This is a genomic window from Streptomyces sp. NPDC054932 (assembly GCF_053610205.1).
Map to the genome: position 1 here is coordinate 13,869 of NZ_JBSGXU010000097.1, position 16,750 is coordinate 30,618.

4 protein-coding genes are annotated in these 16,750 nt (G+C 68.9%); all 4 read left to right on the plus strand.

Annotated elements, in window-relative coordinates:
* The first annotated feature begins 223 nt into the window (after positions 1 to 223).
* The 4 genes from ACWGE1_RS24360 to ACWGE1_RS24375 all read left to right on the plus strand — a co-directional run bounded on the left by ACWGE1_RS24360 (position 224) and on the right by ACWGE1_RS24375 (position 16,431).
* Positions 224 to 8,041 (plus strand): SDR family NAD(P)-dependent oxidoreductase, encoded by a 7,818-nt coding sequence (locus tag ACWGE1_RS24360; protein ID WP_453422602.1) that lies wholly within the window; start codon positions 224 to 226, stop codon positions 8,039 to 8,041.
* Positions 8,038 to 12,135, plus strand: coding sequence for a non-ribosomal peptide synthetase (locus tag ACWGE1_RS24365; RefSeq protein WP_453422603.1), 4,098 nt, complete (start codon positions 8,038 to 8,040; stop codon positions 12,133 to 12,135). The genes ACWGE1_RS24360 and ACWGE1_RS24365 overlap by 4 nt, the downstream gene beginning before the upstream one ends.
* Positions 12,132 to 14,987: an aminotransferase class III-fold pyridoxal phosphate-dependent enzyme gene (locus tag ACWGE1_RS24370; RefSeq protein ID WP_453422604.1), complete on the plus strand. Its 2,856-nt coding sequence runs from the start codon at positions 12,132 to 12,134 to the stop codon at positions 14,985 to 14,987. Before ACWGE1_RS24365 ends, ACWGE1_RS24370 begins: the two co-directional genes overlap by 4 nt.
* A gap of 73 nt (positions 14,988 to 15,060) precedes the next feature.
* Positions 15,061 to 16,431, plus strand: coding sequence for a cytochrome P450 (locus tag ACWGE1_RS24375; RefSeq protein WP_453422605.1), 1,371 nt, complete (start codon positions 15,061 to 15,063; stop codon positions 16,429 to 16,431).
* Positions 16,432 to 16,750 lie beyond the last annotated feature (319 nt).

Below are 16,750 nucleotides of genomic sequence, written 5' to 3' on the forward strand. Positions count from 1 at the left end.
GGCACAAGGATTCCGAAGCCAATATGCGATCTTGCCGCACCTATGAGGAAGTGGAGGGAACGGACCGCTCCTGAGTCCGAGAGGACCGTGCCATCAGTTCTCATGTCCGCACGGCAGGGCCGGGAAATGAAGCGCGGCGCCATCCGCCCCGAAAATCTGTTCGCACCAGGCGGTAGACGTGCACGAGGCGGATCCACCGCCGTGTGGGTCAAGTCGGCGGACGATGCCCTGGAACAACGCCCCGCGCTTCTTTTTCCCTTCGGGTCCGCGAGAACAGGCGCCAGCGAGCGACGGGAGAACGTTCGTGCGAAACGCAGGGCGAGCAGAAGCCGCATACGCACGCGATGACCGGGCCTCGAGCCCCGAACCCATCGCCATCATCGGTATCGGGTGCCGCTTGCCGGGCGGCGCCAACGACCCGACATCGTTCTGGAAGCTGTTGCGCGAGGGCGTGGACGCGATCACCGAGGTCCCTGCAGAGCGGTGGGACTTGCGCGCCTTCTACGACCCGGACGTGGATGCGTGGGGCATGACGCGCCATCGGTTCGGCGGTTTCATCGACGGGATCGACCATTTCGATCCGGAGTTCTTCGGTATCTCCCTGCGGGAAGCGGCTGCCATCGATCCACAGCAGCGCCTGCTGCTCGAGCTGGCATGGGAAGCCCTCGAGGACGGAGGCCAGGTGCTCGACGTCGCGCGCGGTTCGAACGCGGGCGTATTCGTCGGATGCTCGACGAACGACTACCTGAGTCTCCAGGGATCCCTGCAGGACCGCGCGCTGCTCGATCTGCACATCACGATGGGCTCGGCACTGTCCATCTCGGCCAATCGCATTTCCTTCTGCCTGAATCTGCGCGGGCCCAGCGTGGCGCTCGACACCGCCTGTTCGTCCTCCCTGACCGCGATCCACCTGGCCTGCCGCAGCCTGAGGGACGGGGAATGCACGGTCGCCCTGGCGGGCGGGGTCAACGCGATCCTCACGCCGAGGAATTACATCTCGTTGAAGTCGGCCTCGATGCTGTCGCTGGACGGACGCTGCAAGGCCTTCGACTCTCGCGCCGATGGGTTCGTTCGCGCCGAGGGCGCCGGGATGCTCCTGTTGAAGCCGCTGTCCGCGGCCCTGGCGGACGGAAATCCGATCTACGCCGTGATTCGCGGAAGCGCGACGAATCAGGACGGGCGCACGGTCGGCATCACGGTGCCCAGCCAGGAGGCGCAGCAGGCCCTGGTGAGCGCGGCCTGTCGGGCGGCGGGCGTCTCACCGAGCGAGGTGTACTACGTCGAGGCGCACGGTCCGGGCACCCCGGTCGGCGATCCCGTCGAGGCGCACGCGCTCAGCGCCGCGCTGTGCGGGGAACGGTCCGAAGCGGACAGCCTGGTGGTGGGGTCCGTCAAGACGAACATCGGGCACCTGGAGGCCGGCGCGGGCGTGGCCGGCATCATCAAGGTGGCGCTGATGCTGCAGCACGGGAACGTGCCTCCCAATCTCCACTTCCTGGAGCCCAATCCGCGCATCGACTTCCAGAAGCTCAAAGTGCGCGTGCCGCAGACTCTCGAGCCATTGCCGGCCGGCCGCGTCGTCATCGGGATCAACTCGTTCGGATTCGGCGGGTCGAATGCGCACGCGGTCCTGGAGAGTCCTCCGGCCGAGGTTCGGACCGGCGGCGACAGGTCGCCGGGCACTGACACCGTGATCCTGCCGCTCTCCTCGCGCAGCGAGGAAGTCCTGCCGGACGTCGCGAGCCGGTACGCCGCCTTCCTGCGCGGGCAGGGCGGTCACGATCGCGCGTGGCTCCGTGACGTCTGCTACACCGCAGGCGTGCACCGCGGCCACCACGAGCACCGGTTGGCGGTCAGCGGGCAGTCGGTGGAAGAACTGGCCGCCGCCCTCGAGGCGTTCGCGGGCGGTGGGGACCCGCCCCAGGCGGCTGCGGCCCACGTCGAGCAGCAGCGGAAGCCGGCGTTCGTCTTCTGCGGTCAGGGGGCCCAGTGGTGGGCCATGGGCCGGCAACTGCTGGCGCACGAGCCGGTCTTCCGGCAGAAGGTCGAGGAATGCGATCGCCTGTTCCGGCGGTGGGGCTCCTGGTCGGTTCTGGAGGAACTGGCCGCGGACGAGCAGAACTCGCGCCTGCAGGAGACCGCGATCGCACAGCCTGCGATCTTCGCGATCCAGGTCGGCCTTGCAGCGCTGTGGTCGTCCTGGGGCATCGAGCCTGACGCGGTGGTGGGTCACAGTGTCGGGGAAGTGGCCGCGGCCCACGTCAGTGGCGCGCTGGACCTCGAGGAGGCGGCCCGGGTCATCTTCCATCGCGGGCGGTGCATGAGCAGCGCACCCACGACTGGCCGGATGCTCGCTGCGGGCCTGACGGCGGAGGAGGCGCTGAGTCTGATCGCGCCGTACGGGGAGCGCGTTTCTCTGGCGGCGATCAACAGTCCGTCGTCGGTGACGCTCTCGGGTGAGGAAGAACCGCTGCGTGAGATCGAGGCGTCGCTGGGCGAGCGCGGCGTGTTCTGCCGCTTCCTCAGTGTTCAATACGCATTCCACAGCGCGCAGATGCAGCCGGTGGAGTCGGAACTGTCGGCGTCGCTGGGAGACGTCGCATTCACGGCGCCGCGCATTCCGATGTATTCGACGGTGACTGCAGCCCCTGTGGACGGGGAGCCGCTCGATGCCGCCTACTGGTGGCGCAACGTCCGGCAGACGGTGCACTTCGCCGACGCGGTCGACGGGCTCCTCCGCGACGGGTTCAACGCCTTCCTCGAGCTGGGTCCCCACCCGGTCCTTTCGAGCTCCGTCTCCGAGGCCGCGGCGCGACGGTCGCTCCAGCCGGCGGTGCTGTCCTCCTTGAAGCGTGGCGAGAACGAGAACACCACGATGCGGCGGGCGCTGGGCGGGTTGTACACCCGGGGCTACGCGGTCGACTGGCGGGCATTGTTCCCCGCGGGCGGCCGCTGCGTGCGCTTGCCGGTCTATCCCTGGAAGCACCGCCGCTACTGGCAGGAGTCCGACGAGAACAACCAGGACCGGCTGGAGACCTTCGTCCACCCGCTCCTCGGGCGAAGGGTCCGGTCCGCCAACCCGTACTGGGAGAACAAGATCGAGGGCCGGCTCCGCACACAGCTCGCCGAGCATCGGGTGCAGGGCAACATCGTCTTCCCCGCCGCGGCCTACGTCGAGATGCTCGTCGCGGGGGCGACTCAGCTCCTGAATTCCGAGAGCTGCGCACTCGAGGACATCGAAATCCACAAGCCGCTCTTCGTGCCGGACAGTGGGGAAGGGCCCAGCCTTCAGCTCGCCTATTCGCCGGTCGAGCGGAGCCTGCAGATCTCCAGCCGAACCGGTGACTGGCAGAGCGCCTGGAATCTGCATTGTTCCGCCAGGCTCGGTCCCGACCCGGTGGCGGTCTCTGCGTCGGAATCGCCCGAACACATCCTCGAACGTTGCCGCGAGGAGATCCCCGCCAGTGACATCTACCGTGAGCTGACAGACCTGGGATTCGGGTACGGTCCGCACTTCCGGGGAATCCGGGAAGCCTGGCGGGGCGAGGGCGAGGCGCTCGGCAGGGTCGCTCCCCCACCGCTGTCCGACGACGCGAAGTACCTGCTGCCACCGGGGATTCTGGACAGCTGCTTCCAGATGGTCCTCGCGGCCGCCCTGCCGACCGCGGTCACGTCCACCACCGTCCTGTACCTCCCGGCGCGCGTCGGCCGGGTGCACCTCTACCGCAGACCTGAGCGGGACCTCTGGTGCCACGCACGGGTGAAGCGGGCCGACCGCAGCATGCTGGACGTGGACCTCTCGCTGCTGAACCCCGACGGACAGGTGGCCGTGGAGGTGGAGAGCTTCGTCTGCCAGGCGGTCGAAGGCGCGCGCCGCCCCGGCAGCCGCAGTCTGGAGGACGCCGTCTACGAGTTCGAGTGGCAGCTGCAGCCGCTCTCTCCCTCCGCTGCACAGGACGCGCCCGACTTCTGGCCCGATCTGCCCGCGCTCGCCGGAGACCTCCAGCAGGGGGTGAGCCTCAGCGCCCTCGCCGGCGATCAGACGAAGTTCGTACGGCTCCAACGCGAGGTGGACCGCCTGTGCGCGGCGTATGTCGTCCGGGCTCTGGAGCAGCTCGGCTGTTCCCTGCGCGAGGGTGAGTTCGTCCCGGCGCAAACGCTGCAGGCCCGCGTGGCTCCGCAGCACCATGCCCTGCTCCGTCGCTATGTCACGATGCTCGAAGAGGACGGCGTGCTCCGGGAGGCCGACGGCGGCTGGACCGTCATCGGCGGGCCCGAACGAGAGGATGCCGACCGGCTCTGGCGTGACATCTACGGGCGCCTCCCCAGTTACCTGCCCGAGGCGTCGCTGCTCCGCCGGTCCGGTGAGCGACTGGCCGACATTCTCAGCGGCCGGACCGATCCGGTGGAGGTCCTGTTCGGCGGGAACTCCTTCATCGAGCAGTTCTTCAGCGACAGCGTTTCGTACCGCTCCTCCTACCGGTCCGTACGGGCGGTGCTGGATGCGGTGGTCGAGGGACTTCCGGAGGGCCGCAAGCTGCGCATCCTCGAAGTGGGCGCCGGCACCGGAGGCCTCACGTCGTGCGTGCTGCCGGCCCTTGGTCTGCCGGCGGAGCAGGTGGAGTACGTGTTCACCGACCTGACGACGCACTTCCTGTCCAGGGCCGAGCAGCGCTTCCAGCACTTCCCCGGCATGCGGTACCAGACGCTCGACCTCGAGCGGTCGCCTGCCGGGCAGGGCTTCGACGAGCACTCCTTCGATCTCGTCCTGGCCGCGAACGTCCTGCACGCCACCTCTGACGTGCGTCGCTCGCTCGCCCACGTCAAACAGCTGCTGGCGTCGGACGGAATGCTCCTGATGGTGGAGATCGATCATCCGTCCCGCTGGGTCGACCTCGTGTTCGCCCCGACCGAGGGCTGGTGGAAGTTCGCCGACAACGACCTGCGGCCGGACTACCCGCTGCTGAGCGGCGATCGGTGGCTCGAGGTGCTGGGCGAGGAGGGATTCGCCGACGGGGCGAAGGTGACGGACGTCGGCGGGTTGCGTGACACCCAGCACGTCGTGCTGGTGGGGCGGGGCCCCGCGTTGCCGGAGCCGGCACCGCCGGTCTCCGTGCCGTCGGCCGACGCCGCCGCCAACTGGCTCGTGTTCGCCGATCGGCACGGTGTCGCGCAGCGCCTGGTCGGCCGGCTCGAAGGTCTCGGAGGCTCGTGCGTCACCGTCGGCGCGGGGACCGCCTATCGGGAGACCGGCGACGGCCACTTCGAGGTGGAGCCCGCCGCCAAGGACGACATGAAGCGCCTGCTCGATGCCGTCACCGCACGACGCGGCCCACTGGACGGCATCGTCTTCCTCTGGAGCGTGGAGCCCTCGGCCACAGAGCCGTCGGCTGCCGGCGAGCCGTCGCTGGCGGAGGTCGAATCCGCGCAGACCGAGGGCTGCCACAGCGTGCTGGCACTGACGCAGGCCCTGGCCGAGTGCGACCGGATCCCGGAGCTCTGGCTCGTGACGCGCGGCACTCAGCCGGCCGGCCGCGAGCGCCCCATGACGATCCGTCACAGCTCGGTCTGGGGCCTGGGCCGGGTCATCATGAACGAGGTGCCGCGATCGCGCTGTCGCATGATCGACCTGGGAACCGGCGACCAAGAAGACGAGACGGCGGCGTTGGCGGCGGAGCTGGCCGCCCGCACGAGCGAGGACGAGATCGCCCTGCGCGGCGGCGCACGCTACGTCCTGCGGGCCGTGCGCAGCTCTGCGGCGCAGGGCACGATCCGCGCGGCGGACGGCAGTCCCTTCCGCCTGGAGGCCGCCAGGCTGGGCGTTCTGGACGACCTGAACCTGCGGCCCATGAAGCGGCGGCCGCCGGGCCCCGGAGAGGTGGAGGTCGAGGTCCGCACTGCGGCGCTCAACTTCAGGGACGTGATGAAGGCGCTGGGAATCTACCCGCGGGAATCGCCGGACAACTGGATCCTGGGCGACGAATGCGCCGGTCATGTGACAGCGGTCGGCGAGGGCGTCACGGACTTCGAGGTCGGCGATCGCGTGTTCGTCGCGCTGGCCAGCCATTGTCTCGCCTCGCACGTCACCTGCCCGGCCATCCAGGTGGCACACCTGCCGGCGAGTCTGGACTGGGAAGAGGCGGTGACCCTCCCGATCGCCTTCATGACCGCCGGATACGCTCTCCATCACCTCGCCCGGATGGCGCCCGGCGAACGGGTGCTGATCCATTCGGCCGCCGGTGGTGTCGGCCTGGCCGCGGTCCAGATGGCACTCGCGGCCGACTGCGAAGTCTTCGCCACCGCGGGCAACGAGGAGAAGCGGGAGTTCCTTCGAGCACTCGGCGTTCAGCACGTCATGGACTCGCACACGCTGGGGTTCGCGGACGACGTCATGGCTCTCACCGGCGGGCAGGGTGTCGACATCGTGCTCAACTCGCTGGCGGGCGACGCGCTCAGCAGGAGCATGTCCCTGCTGCGCCACAACGGGCGTTTCATCGAGATCGGCAAGCGGGACATCTTCGGGAACGGCCGGATCGGGCTTCGGCCGTTCCGGACGAACATCAGCTTCCATTCACTCGACCTGATCGTGGCCTCCCAGCGCCAGCCCGACGTCATGCGGGCGCTGTGGGAGCGCATCGTCGCGGAGCTGGAGCAGGGCACGCTGCACACGCTGCCGACCCGCGTCTTCCCGATGAACGACGTGCGCGAGGCGTTCCGCTTCATGATGCGCGGCGAGCACATCGGCAAGATCGTCCTGACGCTCTCCGGCCAGGAGTCGGTCGTCGAGCCGTTCCCCGAGCCCGAGGGCCTGGAGCTCGCGGGCGATGCGACGTATCTGATCACCGGCGGGTTGGGCGGCTTCGGACTGGCGACGGCCCGCTGGCTGGCCGAGCGCGGCGCGCGCCACCTGGTGCTCGTCGGCCGCAGCGGCGCCTCCGGCGAAGCGGCCCGCCGGACCGTGGAGGAGCTCAGGCGGGACTCCGTCGAGGTGAGCGTCGCCAAGGTGGACGTCTCGAGCGAAGAGCAGGTCGGCGCGATGCTCGACGAGATCCGGCGAACCATGCCGCCGTTGCGGGGGGTGATCCACGCGGCGATGGTCCTGGACGACGGCGTGGTGCTGCAACTCGACGCAGAGCGGTTCCGGACGGCGACGGCGCCCAAGATCAACGGCGCCTGGAACCTGCACCGGCAAACCCGAGGGGAGCCGTTGGACTTCTTCGTCTGCTATTCCTCGGTCAGTTCGGTCATCGGCAATTCGGGCCAGGCCAACTACGCCGCCGGCAACACCTTCCTCGACTCGCTGGCCCACTACCGTCACGCGCTGGGCCTGCCCGCGCTGACCGTGAACTGGGGACCGCTCAAGGAGGTGGGCTACGTGGCCCGGCACGAGGGGCTGACGGAGACCCTCGCTCGCATGGGCATGGCGGTCCTCGAGGTCCGGCCCGCCGTGACGATGCTGGGGCGAATCCTGCAGATCGACCGCCCTCAGCTCGGCGTCATCGACGCGAACTGGAACCAGTGGGCAAGGACCCTGGCCAGCCAGTGTCCTCCCACCCGGTTCGCCGGCCTCGTCACCCGGTCCGACGTCGATTCCGATCGGATCCCGGATGGCCGGACGGTACGGGAGGCGATCCTCAGCGCGGAGGGGGCGGAGCGCCGGCAGGTGCTGGAGTCCTTCCTCTCCAAGCAGGCCGCCAAGGTGTTGCGGACCACGCCCTCCAGCATCGATCTCGGCAAGCCGCTGCACGAGCTGGGCCTGGACTCACTCACCGCGGTCGAGCTGGTGCATCTGATCGAGGGCGAGCTCGGCCTGACGGTTCCGACGGCCCAGCTCATGGGCGGGCAGGACCTGGCAACGATGGCGACGAAGCTGGCCGAGAGCGTTGACGGCTCCCACGGTCCGACCTCACCCGAGCCCGTGCCGGCCGATCCGGCCGTGCTGATCGAGGGGCTCTCGGAAGCCGAGGTCGATGTGCTCCTGAGGGAGCACGCCGACACGGCCGCCGCGATTCTGGCTCGTGCCGAGACGGAGTCCCCGTGAGCGACATCCAGCGACTCACCGGGCTGCCGGACAAGGAGAAGCGCGAGCTGCTCGTACAGGCGCTGCGGGAAAACTCCGGGCAGGGCAGGGCGTCGGCCCGTTCACTGCCGACCGTCGAGCCGGCGCCACAGGAGCGGTATCAGCCTTTCCCCTTGACGCCTCTCCAGCAGGCCTACTGGCTCGGCCGTGGCGATGACTTCCTGTTGGGAAACGTCGGCTCCCATGTGTATTTCGAAGTCGACACGCCACGCCTGGATCTCGAGCGATGCACGGCGGCCCTGCAGCAGGTGATCGCCCGTCACGACATGCTGCGGACGGTGTTCCGGCCGGACGGCCGGCAGGAGGTCCTCCGGTCGGTGCCTCCGTACCGACTCGGAGTCTCGGATGTGCGCGATGTGCCCGCGGACGAGGCTGAGGAGCAGCTGGAAGCGGTACGCGAGCGCATGTCCGGTCAGGTCTTCGCCGCCGAGCGCTGGCCGCTCTTCGAGATGCATGCCGCCTGCCTCGACGATCGGCGCACCCGGCTGTACTTCAGCATCGACTTGTTGATCTGCGATCTCAGGAGCTTCCAGGTCCTGCTGGACGAGTGGCTCCAGCTGTACACGAACCCGGGCGCTGTTCTTCCGCCGCTGGAACTCTCCTTCAGGGACTACGTCCTCGCGGAACGCGCCTGGGAGGACTCGGACACGTACCGCCGTTCGCGGGAGTACTGGCGCAACCGGATCCCCGGGCTGGCGCCTGCGCCCGAACTACCGGTGATCAAGCCGCTCAGCGACGTGTCGAAGCCTTCGTTCGTTCGTCACAGCACCACGCTGGAGCCGGAGGTCTGGTCCCGGCTGAAGCAGCGGGCGAAGAAGGCCCGTCTGACTCCGGCCACCGTGCTCCTGGCCGCGTTTGCCGAGGTCTTGTCCGTCTGGAGCAAGAGCCCGCGGTTCACCCTCAATCTCATCCTGTTCAACCGGCTTCCGGTCCATCCGCAAGTCAACGATGTCATCGGTGAATTCACCTCGATGATTCTGCTCGGCGTGGACAATTCCGGGCCGGATTCCTTCGAGGCCCGGGCGACGAGGATGCAGGAGCAGCTCTGGGACGATCTGGACCACCGGCATTTCCACGGCGTGAACGTCCTGCGCGAGTTGGCCCGGTCGCAGGGAAGCGCGCACGGAGCCACGATGCCGGTCGTCTTCACCTGCGATGTCGTCCATGACTTCATGGCGCCCGAGAAGGCCACGACATCGAGCATGGGCGACTTCGTCTACGGGCTCTCCCAAACGCCCCAGGTGTCTCTCGACCACCAGGCGTTTGAACGCGGCGGCGCTCTGGTCCTCAACTGGGACGCCGTGGAGGAGTTGTTTCCGGCCGGCCTGGTGTCGGACATGTGTGAGGCGGAGGTCCGGCTCCTGCACCGCCTGCTCGAGGACGAGGCGTGGTGGCAGGCGGCGCCGTGCCGGCCCCCTACGGCCCAGCTCGAGCAGCGCAACGCCATCAACGCCACCAGCCGGCCGATGGCCGACGAGCTGCTCCAGGCGGGATTCATCCGCCAGGCGTCGCAGCGACCGGGACAGCCCGCCGTCGTGACCGCCGATCGCACCCTGGACTACGCGGAGCTGAGCCGGAGGTCGGAACGTGTGGCTCGGCGGCTGCGCGGCCTGGGCGCGCGCCCAGGCACGCTGGTGGCCGTGGTGATGGAGAAGGGGTGGGAGCAGATCGTCTCCGTGCTCGGCATCCTCCGGTCGGGCGCGGCCTACTTGCCCATCGACCCGGACCTTCCCGGGGAGCGCCTGCGGTTCCTGCTGGAGGACGGACAGGTGCAACTGGCGCTCACCCAGCCCTGGTTGCGGGAGAGGCTTGGGTGGCCCGAGGGCATCGAGCTGCTGAGCGTCGACGGCGAGGACGACCCGGGTGACGACGCGGGCGACGACGCGGGCGGCGATCCACTGGAGCCGGTGCAGAGGCCGGACGACCTGGCCTATGTCATCTACACGTCGGGCTCGACCGGGTCCCCGAAAGGGGTGATGATCGACCACCGCTCCGCGCTCAACACGATCGACGACATCAACCGCCGCTTCGAGGTCGGCCCGCACGACCGCGTGCTGGCGCTGTCCAGCCTCAGCTTCGACCTGTCCGTGTACGACATCTTCGGCCTGCTCGCCGCAGGCGGGACCATCGTGATGCCCGAAGCCGCGGCCTCGGTGGACCCCTCCCGATGGATCGAGCTGATGGCGCGCGAGGAGGTGACCGTCTGGAACTCGGTGCCCATCCTGCTGGAGATGCTGGTCCAACACGTCGGCGCCCAGGGCGGAGGACTGCCGGACGCCTTGCGGCTGGCCATGCTGAGCGGGGACTGGATTCCGGTGGCCCTGCCGGACCGGATCAAGTCGCTCGGGCGCGACGTGCGGGTGGTTGGACTCGGAGGTGCGACCGAGGCATCCATCTGGTCGATCCTCTATCCGATCGACGCGGTAGGCCCCGAGTGGAAGAGCATCCCGTACGGCAAACCGATGGCCAACCAGCGCTTCCACGTACTCGACGAGCGACTGGAGCCGTGCCCGGTCTGGGTCCCGGGCCACCTCTACATCGGCGGCGCCGGCCTGGCCAGGGGCTACTGGCGGGACGAGCAGAAGACGAGCGTCGGATTCATCACCCACCCACGGACCGGAGAACGGCTGTACCGAACCGGAGATCTGGGCCGCTATCTTCCCGACGGCAACATCGAGTTCTTCGGACGGGAGGACACCCAGGTCAAGATCCGCGGACACCGCATCGAACTGGGGGAGATCGAGGCCGCTGCCAGGGAGCATCCGCACGTGCGCGACGTCGTGGTGACCGCCACCGGCGGAGACCGGAACAACAAGCGCCTGGTCGCGTACGTCACCGGCAACCGGGACCTCGCCGACGCCGGCGGGGCGGATGAGCTGCGCGGCTTCCTGCGCGAGAAGCTGCCCGACTACATGGTGCCCACGGCGACGGTCTTCCTGCCGGAACTGCCGATGACAGCGAACGGCAAGATCGACCGCAAGGCCCTGTCGGAGCATGCCCCCGCGGCACCGTCACCGTCACCGTCACGCCATGAAAGTCCTGGGATGACTGCGGGCGCCACCGCGGAGGTGATCGGGAAGATCGTCGCAGAAGTCCTCGAGGTGGAGGAGGTCTCACCCGCCGACGAGCTCATGGCGCTGGGAATCGACTCGCTCGACATCATCCGGATTGCGTCGCGTCTGAACGAGGTGTTCGGTTTCCGGCCCGCGATGGCGGACATCTTCCGCCTCACGACCGTAGCCGCACTCGCCGCGTACTACGACGAGCACCAGCCTCAGGACGCAGCTGCCGAAGGTGGGGCGATCGTAGGCGCCGGCACGAGCATCGAAGCGGTCCCGTCCTCCTTCGAGCTGCTCCTCGACCCCGGAGAGCGCGAGGAGTTCAAGCGAGGGCGGCCCGGGATCCGTGGGCCGTGCAGCGAGGCGCCGGAAGTCTCCGTGCGGTTGCCGGAGCTGCCGGACGAAACGCTGGGGGCGAAGTGCGCGCAGCGGCGCAGTCACCATCAGTTCTCGGAGCTCTCCGTGCCGTTCGACCGGCTCGGCGATCTCCTGGGCTGCCTCCGTGAGCTTCGCGGGGACACGACTCCGAGGCATCTGTACGCCTCCGCCGGAGGAATCTATCCGGTTCAGACCTACCTGCACGTGAAGCGGGACCGTGTGGAGGGGCTCGCGGAGGGGGTGTACTACTACCACCCGGACCACCGACTCGTCGTGATCTCTGCAGACGTACCCCTTCACCGCGGCATCCACCTGCCGGTGAATCGCTCCGTTTTCGACGAAGCGGCGTTTTCCGTCTTCTTGATCGGCCGCATCGGTGCTGTCGCCCCGATCTACGGCGAAGCGTCGATGAGGTTCGCTCTGATCGAAGCGGGGCTGATCTCCCAGTTGCTCGAAACCACGGCACCCGCCGCGCAACTCGGACTCTGTCAGATCGGAAGCCTCGACTTCGCGAGCATCCGTAGTGCGTTCGCCCTGGAGGAGGACGACGTCTTCCTCCACGCCCTGGTCGGCGGCGGAGCAGTCCCCCCGCCGGGGCGAGAGGAGGGCCTGCTGTGAGTGTCGCCGCGCTGCTGACGGACCTGCGCCGGCGCGGAATCGAGCTGCGCGCCGAAGGCGGCCGGTTGCACTACAGCGCACCCAGGGGAGCATTGACCGCGGATCTGCGATCGCAGCTCGCCGAGCACAGGCCGGAGCTGCTGGCGGCCCTGACACACGGCCGCCGAAGCGACCGGCCGGCCGGACTCGCCATCGAAGCCGGTCTGTCCCGGAGCCGAACGGGACGGGCCGCATCCCCGGACCCGGCTACGCCGGCCGACAGCCACCCCTACGTCCGCCACGTCAACCCGTACCTCGCCTCCTGGCTGGCGCGCCTGGACCTGGACAAGCAGTTCGTCCGTGGTGAGGGCTGCTACCTGTACGACGCACAAGGAGGGCGCTATCTGGACTTCATCGCCCAGTACGGGGCGGTGCCCTTCGGCTACAACCCGCCGGAGATCTGGAATGCGCTGGAGCAGGTCCGCCGGGCCGGACTTCCGAGTTTCGTGCAGCCGTCGATCCAGACGTCGGCCGGTGAGCTGGCAGAGCGTCTCGTGCGGCTGGCGCCGCCCGGCTTGCGCTACGTCACCTTTGCCAACAGCGGAGCCGAGGCGGTCGAGGCGGCGATCAAGCTCTGCCGCTCGGCCACCGGGCGCCCGGGAATCCTGGCGGCGCAGCAGAGTTACCACGGCAAGACCCTCGGAGCGATGTCGGCCACCGGGAACTCGTGGTACCAGGAGCCGTTCGGCCCGCCCCTGGACGACTTTCATCACGTCCCGTTCGGAGACGTCGATGCCCTGAGCAGAGCCTTCCGGGACCGGAAGGGCTTCTACGCGGCCCTGTTGCTCGAGCCGATCCAGGGTGAGGGCGGCATGGTGGAGCCGCCGCAGGGCTACCTCGGGCGAGCGCGCGAACTCTGCGACCAGTCCGGGACGCTGTTGATCCTGGATGAAGTCCAGACCGGGCTCGGACGCACCGGGACGCTGTTCGCCTGTGAGCACGAGGGGGTCGCTCCGGACGTCATGACGCTGGCGAAGGCGCTCGGCGGCGGGCTGGTCCCGATCGGCGCCTGCCTGTGCACGGAGGAGGTCTACAACCCCGACTTCGCCCTCCTGCACTCCTCGACCTTCGCGGGCAACGCGCTCGCCTGCCGGGCGGGGCTGGCGACCCTGGACCTGCTGGAGCGGGACGAGCAACGGATGGTGCGTCACGTCTCCGAGAACGGCCGGGACTTGAAACAGGAGCTGCTGGACCTTCAACGCAAGTATCCCGGTCTGATCAAGGCCGTACGGGGCAGGGGCTACATGCTGGGCGTCGAGCTCGATGCGGACGGTCCGGCGGTCCGCGACGGTCTGCTGGGCTACCTGACCGACCAGAACCTCCTCACGTACCTCGTCACCAGTCACCTCCTCAACGTCGAGAAGGTCCGCGTCGCGCCCACGGCGAGCGCCGAGAACGTACTGCGCATCGAACCCCCGCTGACCGTCGAGTGGAGTCACTGCCGGGTGTTCCTCGACGCCCTCGACCGGACATTGAACGCGCTGGCACACGGCGACACGGCTCGTCTGGTCGGCCATCTGGCCGGAGCGCCCGAAGCGAGCCGCCCCGCTGCCCCTGCCCTCGGTTCGTCGGCGCCGCGCTCCGGGAGCCAGAAGACACTCGCGGCCGAAGCGGGCGCCGCCGACAGTCGTTTCGCGTTCATCGTTCATCTCACCGACCTGGCGGACTTCGCCGACCTCGACCCGAGTCTCGAGGCGTTCGACGAAGAGCAGCTCCGCAGCCTCAGAGAACGAGGGGCCGGTCTGCTGGCGCCGGCGCCGATCGGCGAGGCCTTGATCGAATCGCGGACCGGCCGGACGGCGTACGGCCGGTTCATCGCCGTGCCCTTCACCGCCCGCGAGCTGATGGACATGCCGCGCGAGGCGGCGCTGTCGGAGGTCGGCCGGGCCGTGGAGATCGCGCTCGAAGGCGGAGCGCAGATCGTGGGGCTCGGAGGGTTCACATCGGTTGTCACGCTCGGCGGTCTGGCCCTCAAGGAGCTCGGCCTGGGCCCGCTGACGACGGGCAATTCCTATACGGTGGCGGCGGCGCGGCGCGGCTTGCAGATGGCCTGCGACCAGGTCGGCCGGCAACTGTCCGAGTCCTGCGTGGCGGTGCTCGGGGCGACGGGGGCCATTGGCCGGACCGTCTCGCTGCTCCTCGCGGAGGACGTGCAGGAGCTCATCCTGATCGGCAACCCCGCATACGCGGAGCGCAGCCGACGGCGCCTCCTGGAGGTTGCCGCGGGCATTCTGGAGCATCTCTGGGATCTGCACACCCGCAATCGGCAGGCGTTCGGTCCGGACACCGTTGCCGCCTCGCTCGTCTCCCTCATCGAGCGGCTTCCCGGCCGTCCGACGTCGTCGGACTTGGTGAAACTGGCGGAGGAGATCGAGACGTCACCGGGAAGCTTGACCATCACCACCGACCTGCGGGGTCGGCTGCCGCAGGCCGACCTCACGGTGACCGCCACGAGCGCCGTGGAGGGCCTTCTGGAAGCGGACTGCCTGAAGCAGGGCTCGGTCGTCTGCGAGATATCCCGCCCCTTCAACGCCACCGCGGAGGTGAGATCCGCACGCCCGGACGTCTTGTTCATGGAAGCCGGGCTGGTCCGGGCGCCGTCGGCATCGAAGCTGGGCCGGGGTACCGGACATCGGTCCGGAAGTGTCTTCGCCTGCATGGCGGAGACCATGCTGCTCGCACTTGAAGGCCGCTACCAGGACACCAGTCTGGGGCCCGACCTGGATCTCGACCAGATCCGCGAGTTCGACGCCCTCGGCGACAGACACGGTTTCTCGGTCGAATACGGACGGCAGGGGACGCCTTTCCGGTGATCGAGTTCGTGCCCCCCGATCACCGTGAGGGCGTCCTTCGTGCACATCGGGAAACCCTTCCGAAAGGAGCGCCATGTCGAAGTACCCCGTCCCGCCGGGCCCCCGGGGCCACTTCCTCTCGGGCTGCCTGCCGGAGTTCCAGCGTGACCGGCTCGGCTTCCTCACCGCCTGTGCCAGGGAACATGGCGATCTCACCTCGTTCCGCCTCGGCCCGCGACGGGTCTATCTCGCCAGCCACCCGGCTCTGATCGAGCAGCTCCTGGTCACCGGGGAGCGGACCTTCCCGCGGCGGCCGTACCTGTTGACCATGAACCGGGTGCTGTTCGGCAACAGCCTGTCGGTCAGCCACGGAGAGTTCTGGTCGCGGCAGCGGCGGCTGTGCCACCCGGCGTTCCGCAAGAGCCGCGTCGATGCCACCGACAGCCTGATGACGTCCTGCGCCGGGCGTCGGATGGCCGATTGGGCCGACGGGGCGGTGCTCGACATGCATCCGGAGGCAATGAGCCTCACTCTGGAGATCGCCGCCAAGACGGTGTTCGACATCGACGTGACCAACGAGGGGCAGTTGGTCATCGGCAGCCTCCAAAGCATCATGGACTACCTGGACGTCCGGTATTCCAGCCTGCTGCCATTGCCCGACTGGGTACCCACGCGCGCGAACCTCCGGCTGCGCCTCCTGATGCGGAAGCTCGATGCGATCGTCTACGACCTGATCCGCGAGCGGCGGGCGAGCGGCGAGGACCGCGGTGACATCCTGTCGATGCTGCTGCTCGCCGAGGACGAGGCCGGCAACCGCATGCCCGACGCGCAGGTCTGCGACGAGGCCCAGAACCTCTTCCTGGCCGCCGTCGAGACCACCGCCTTGAGCCTGTGCTGGACCTGGTACCTGCTGGCCCGCCACCCGGAGGTGGAAGCCCGCCTGGTCGAGGAGTGGCAACGCGTGCTGGGCGGGCGCCCGCCGACCGTCGCCGACGTGCCCCGGCTCACTTACACCGACCAGGTGATCACCGAGTCGATGCGCGTCCAGCCGCCGTCCTACCTGACCGGACGCGAAGCGGCGCACGACACCGATCTGGGCGGCTATCACATACCGAAGGGTTCCAACGTCCTGATAAGCCAATGGGTGCTGCATCGCGACGCGCGGTGGTTCGATGCCCCCGAGGAGTTTCGGCCGGAGCGGTGGGCGGACGGTCTGAACAGCCGCCTGCCGACGGGGGCTTACATCCCCTTCGGCCTCGGTCCGCGCTCCTGCATCGCCGCCAGGTTCGCCTGGCTCGAGATGGTCCTGCTCCTGACGACCGTCGGGCAGCGCTTCCAGTTGGCGCAGGAAACGCCGGGACGCGTCGTTCGGCCGTGGCCGTCATTCGCACTCCGGCCGGGCGGGGGGATGCGGATGAGACTTCGGCGCCGGACCTGGGCCGAAGCGCCGGCTCCGATGCGCTAGGCCGTCTCTTTCGGATCTTGTCGGTCGGGCCCGCGTCGTCCGGTGCCGTGCCTCTCCCCCGGCTACCGCTGGGAGGTGCCCCCTGGGCGCAGGAGCGCCGTCGTACTGGACGTACTGCGGTGCTCCGACAACGCGGCGAGGTGCGGTGCCGGGCGGCGCGGGGCCCGGCAGGATCCCAAAGAGACGGCCCAGGGGGTGTGGCGAGGTCGAGTGCTGATCCTTCTCGGAGTCCGAGCCCTCGACCGGGCCGAACGGTGAGGATCAGCAGCCCACTTCCTGGGGAGGCGGTCATCCGCCGGGATTGCCGTGCCGGAGGTCG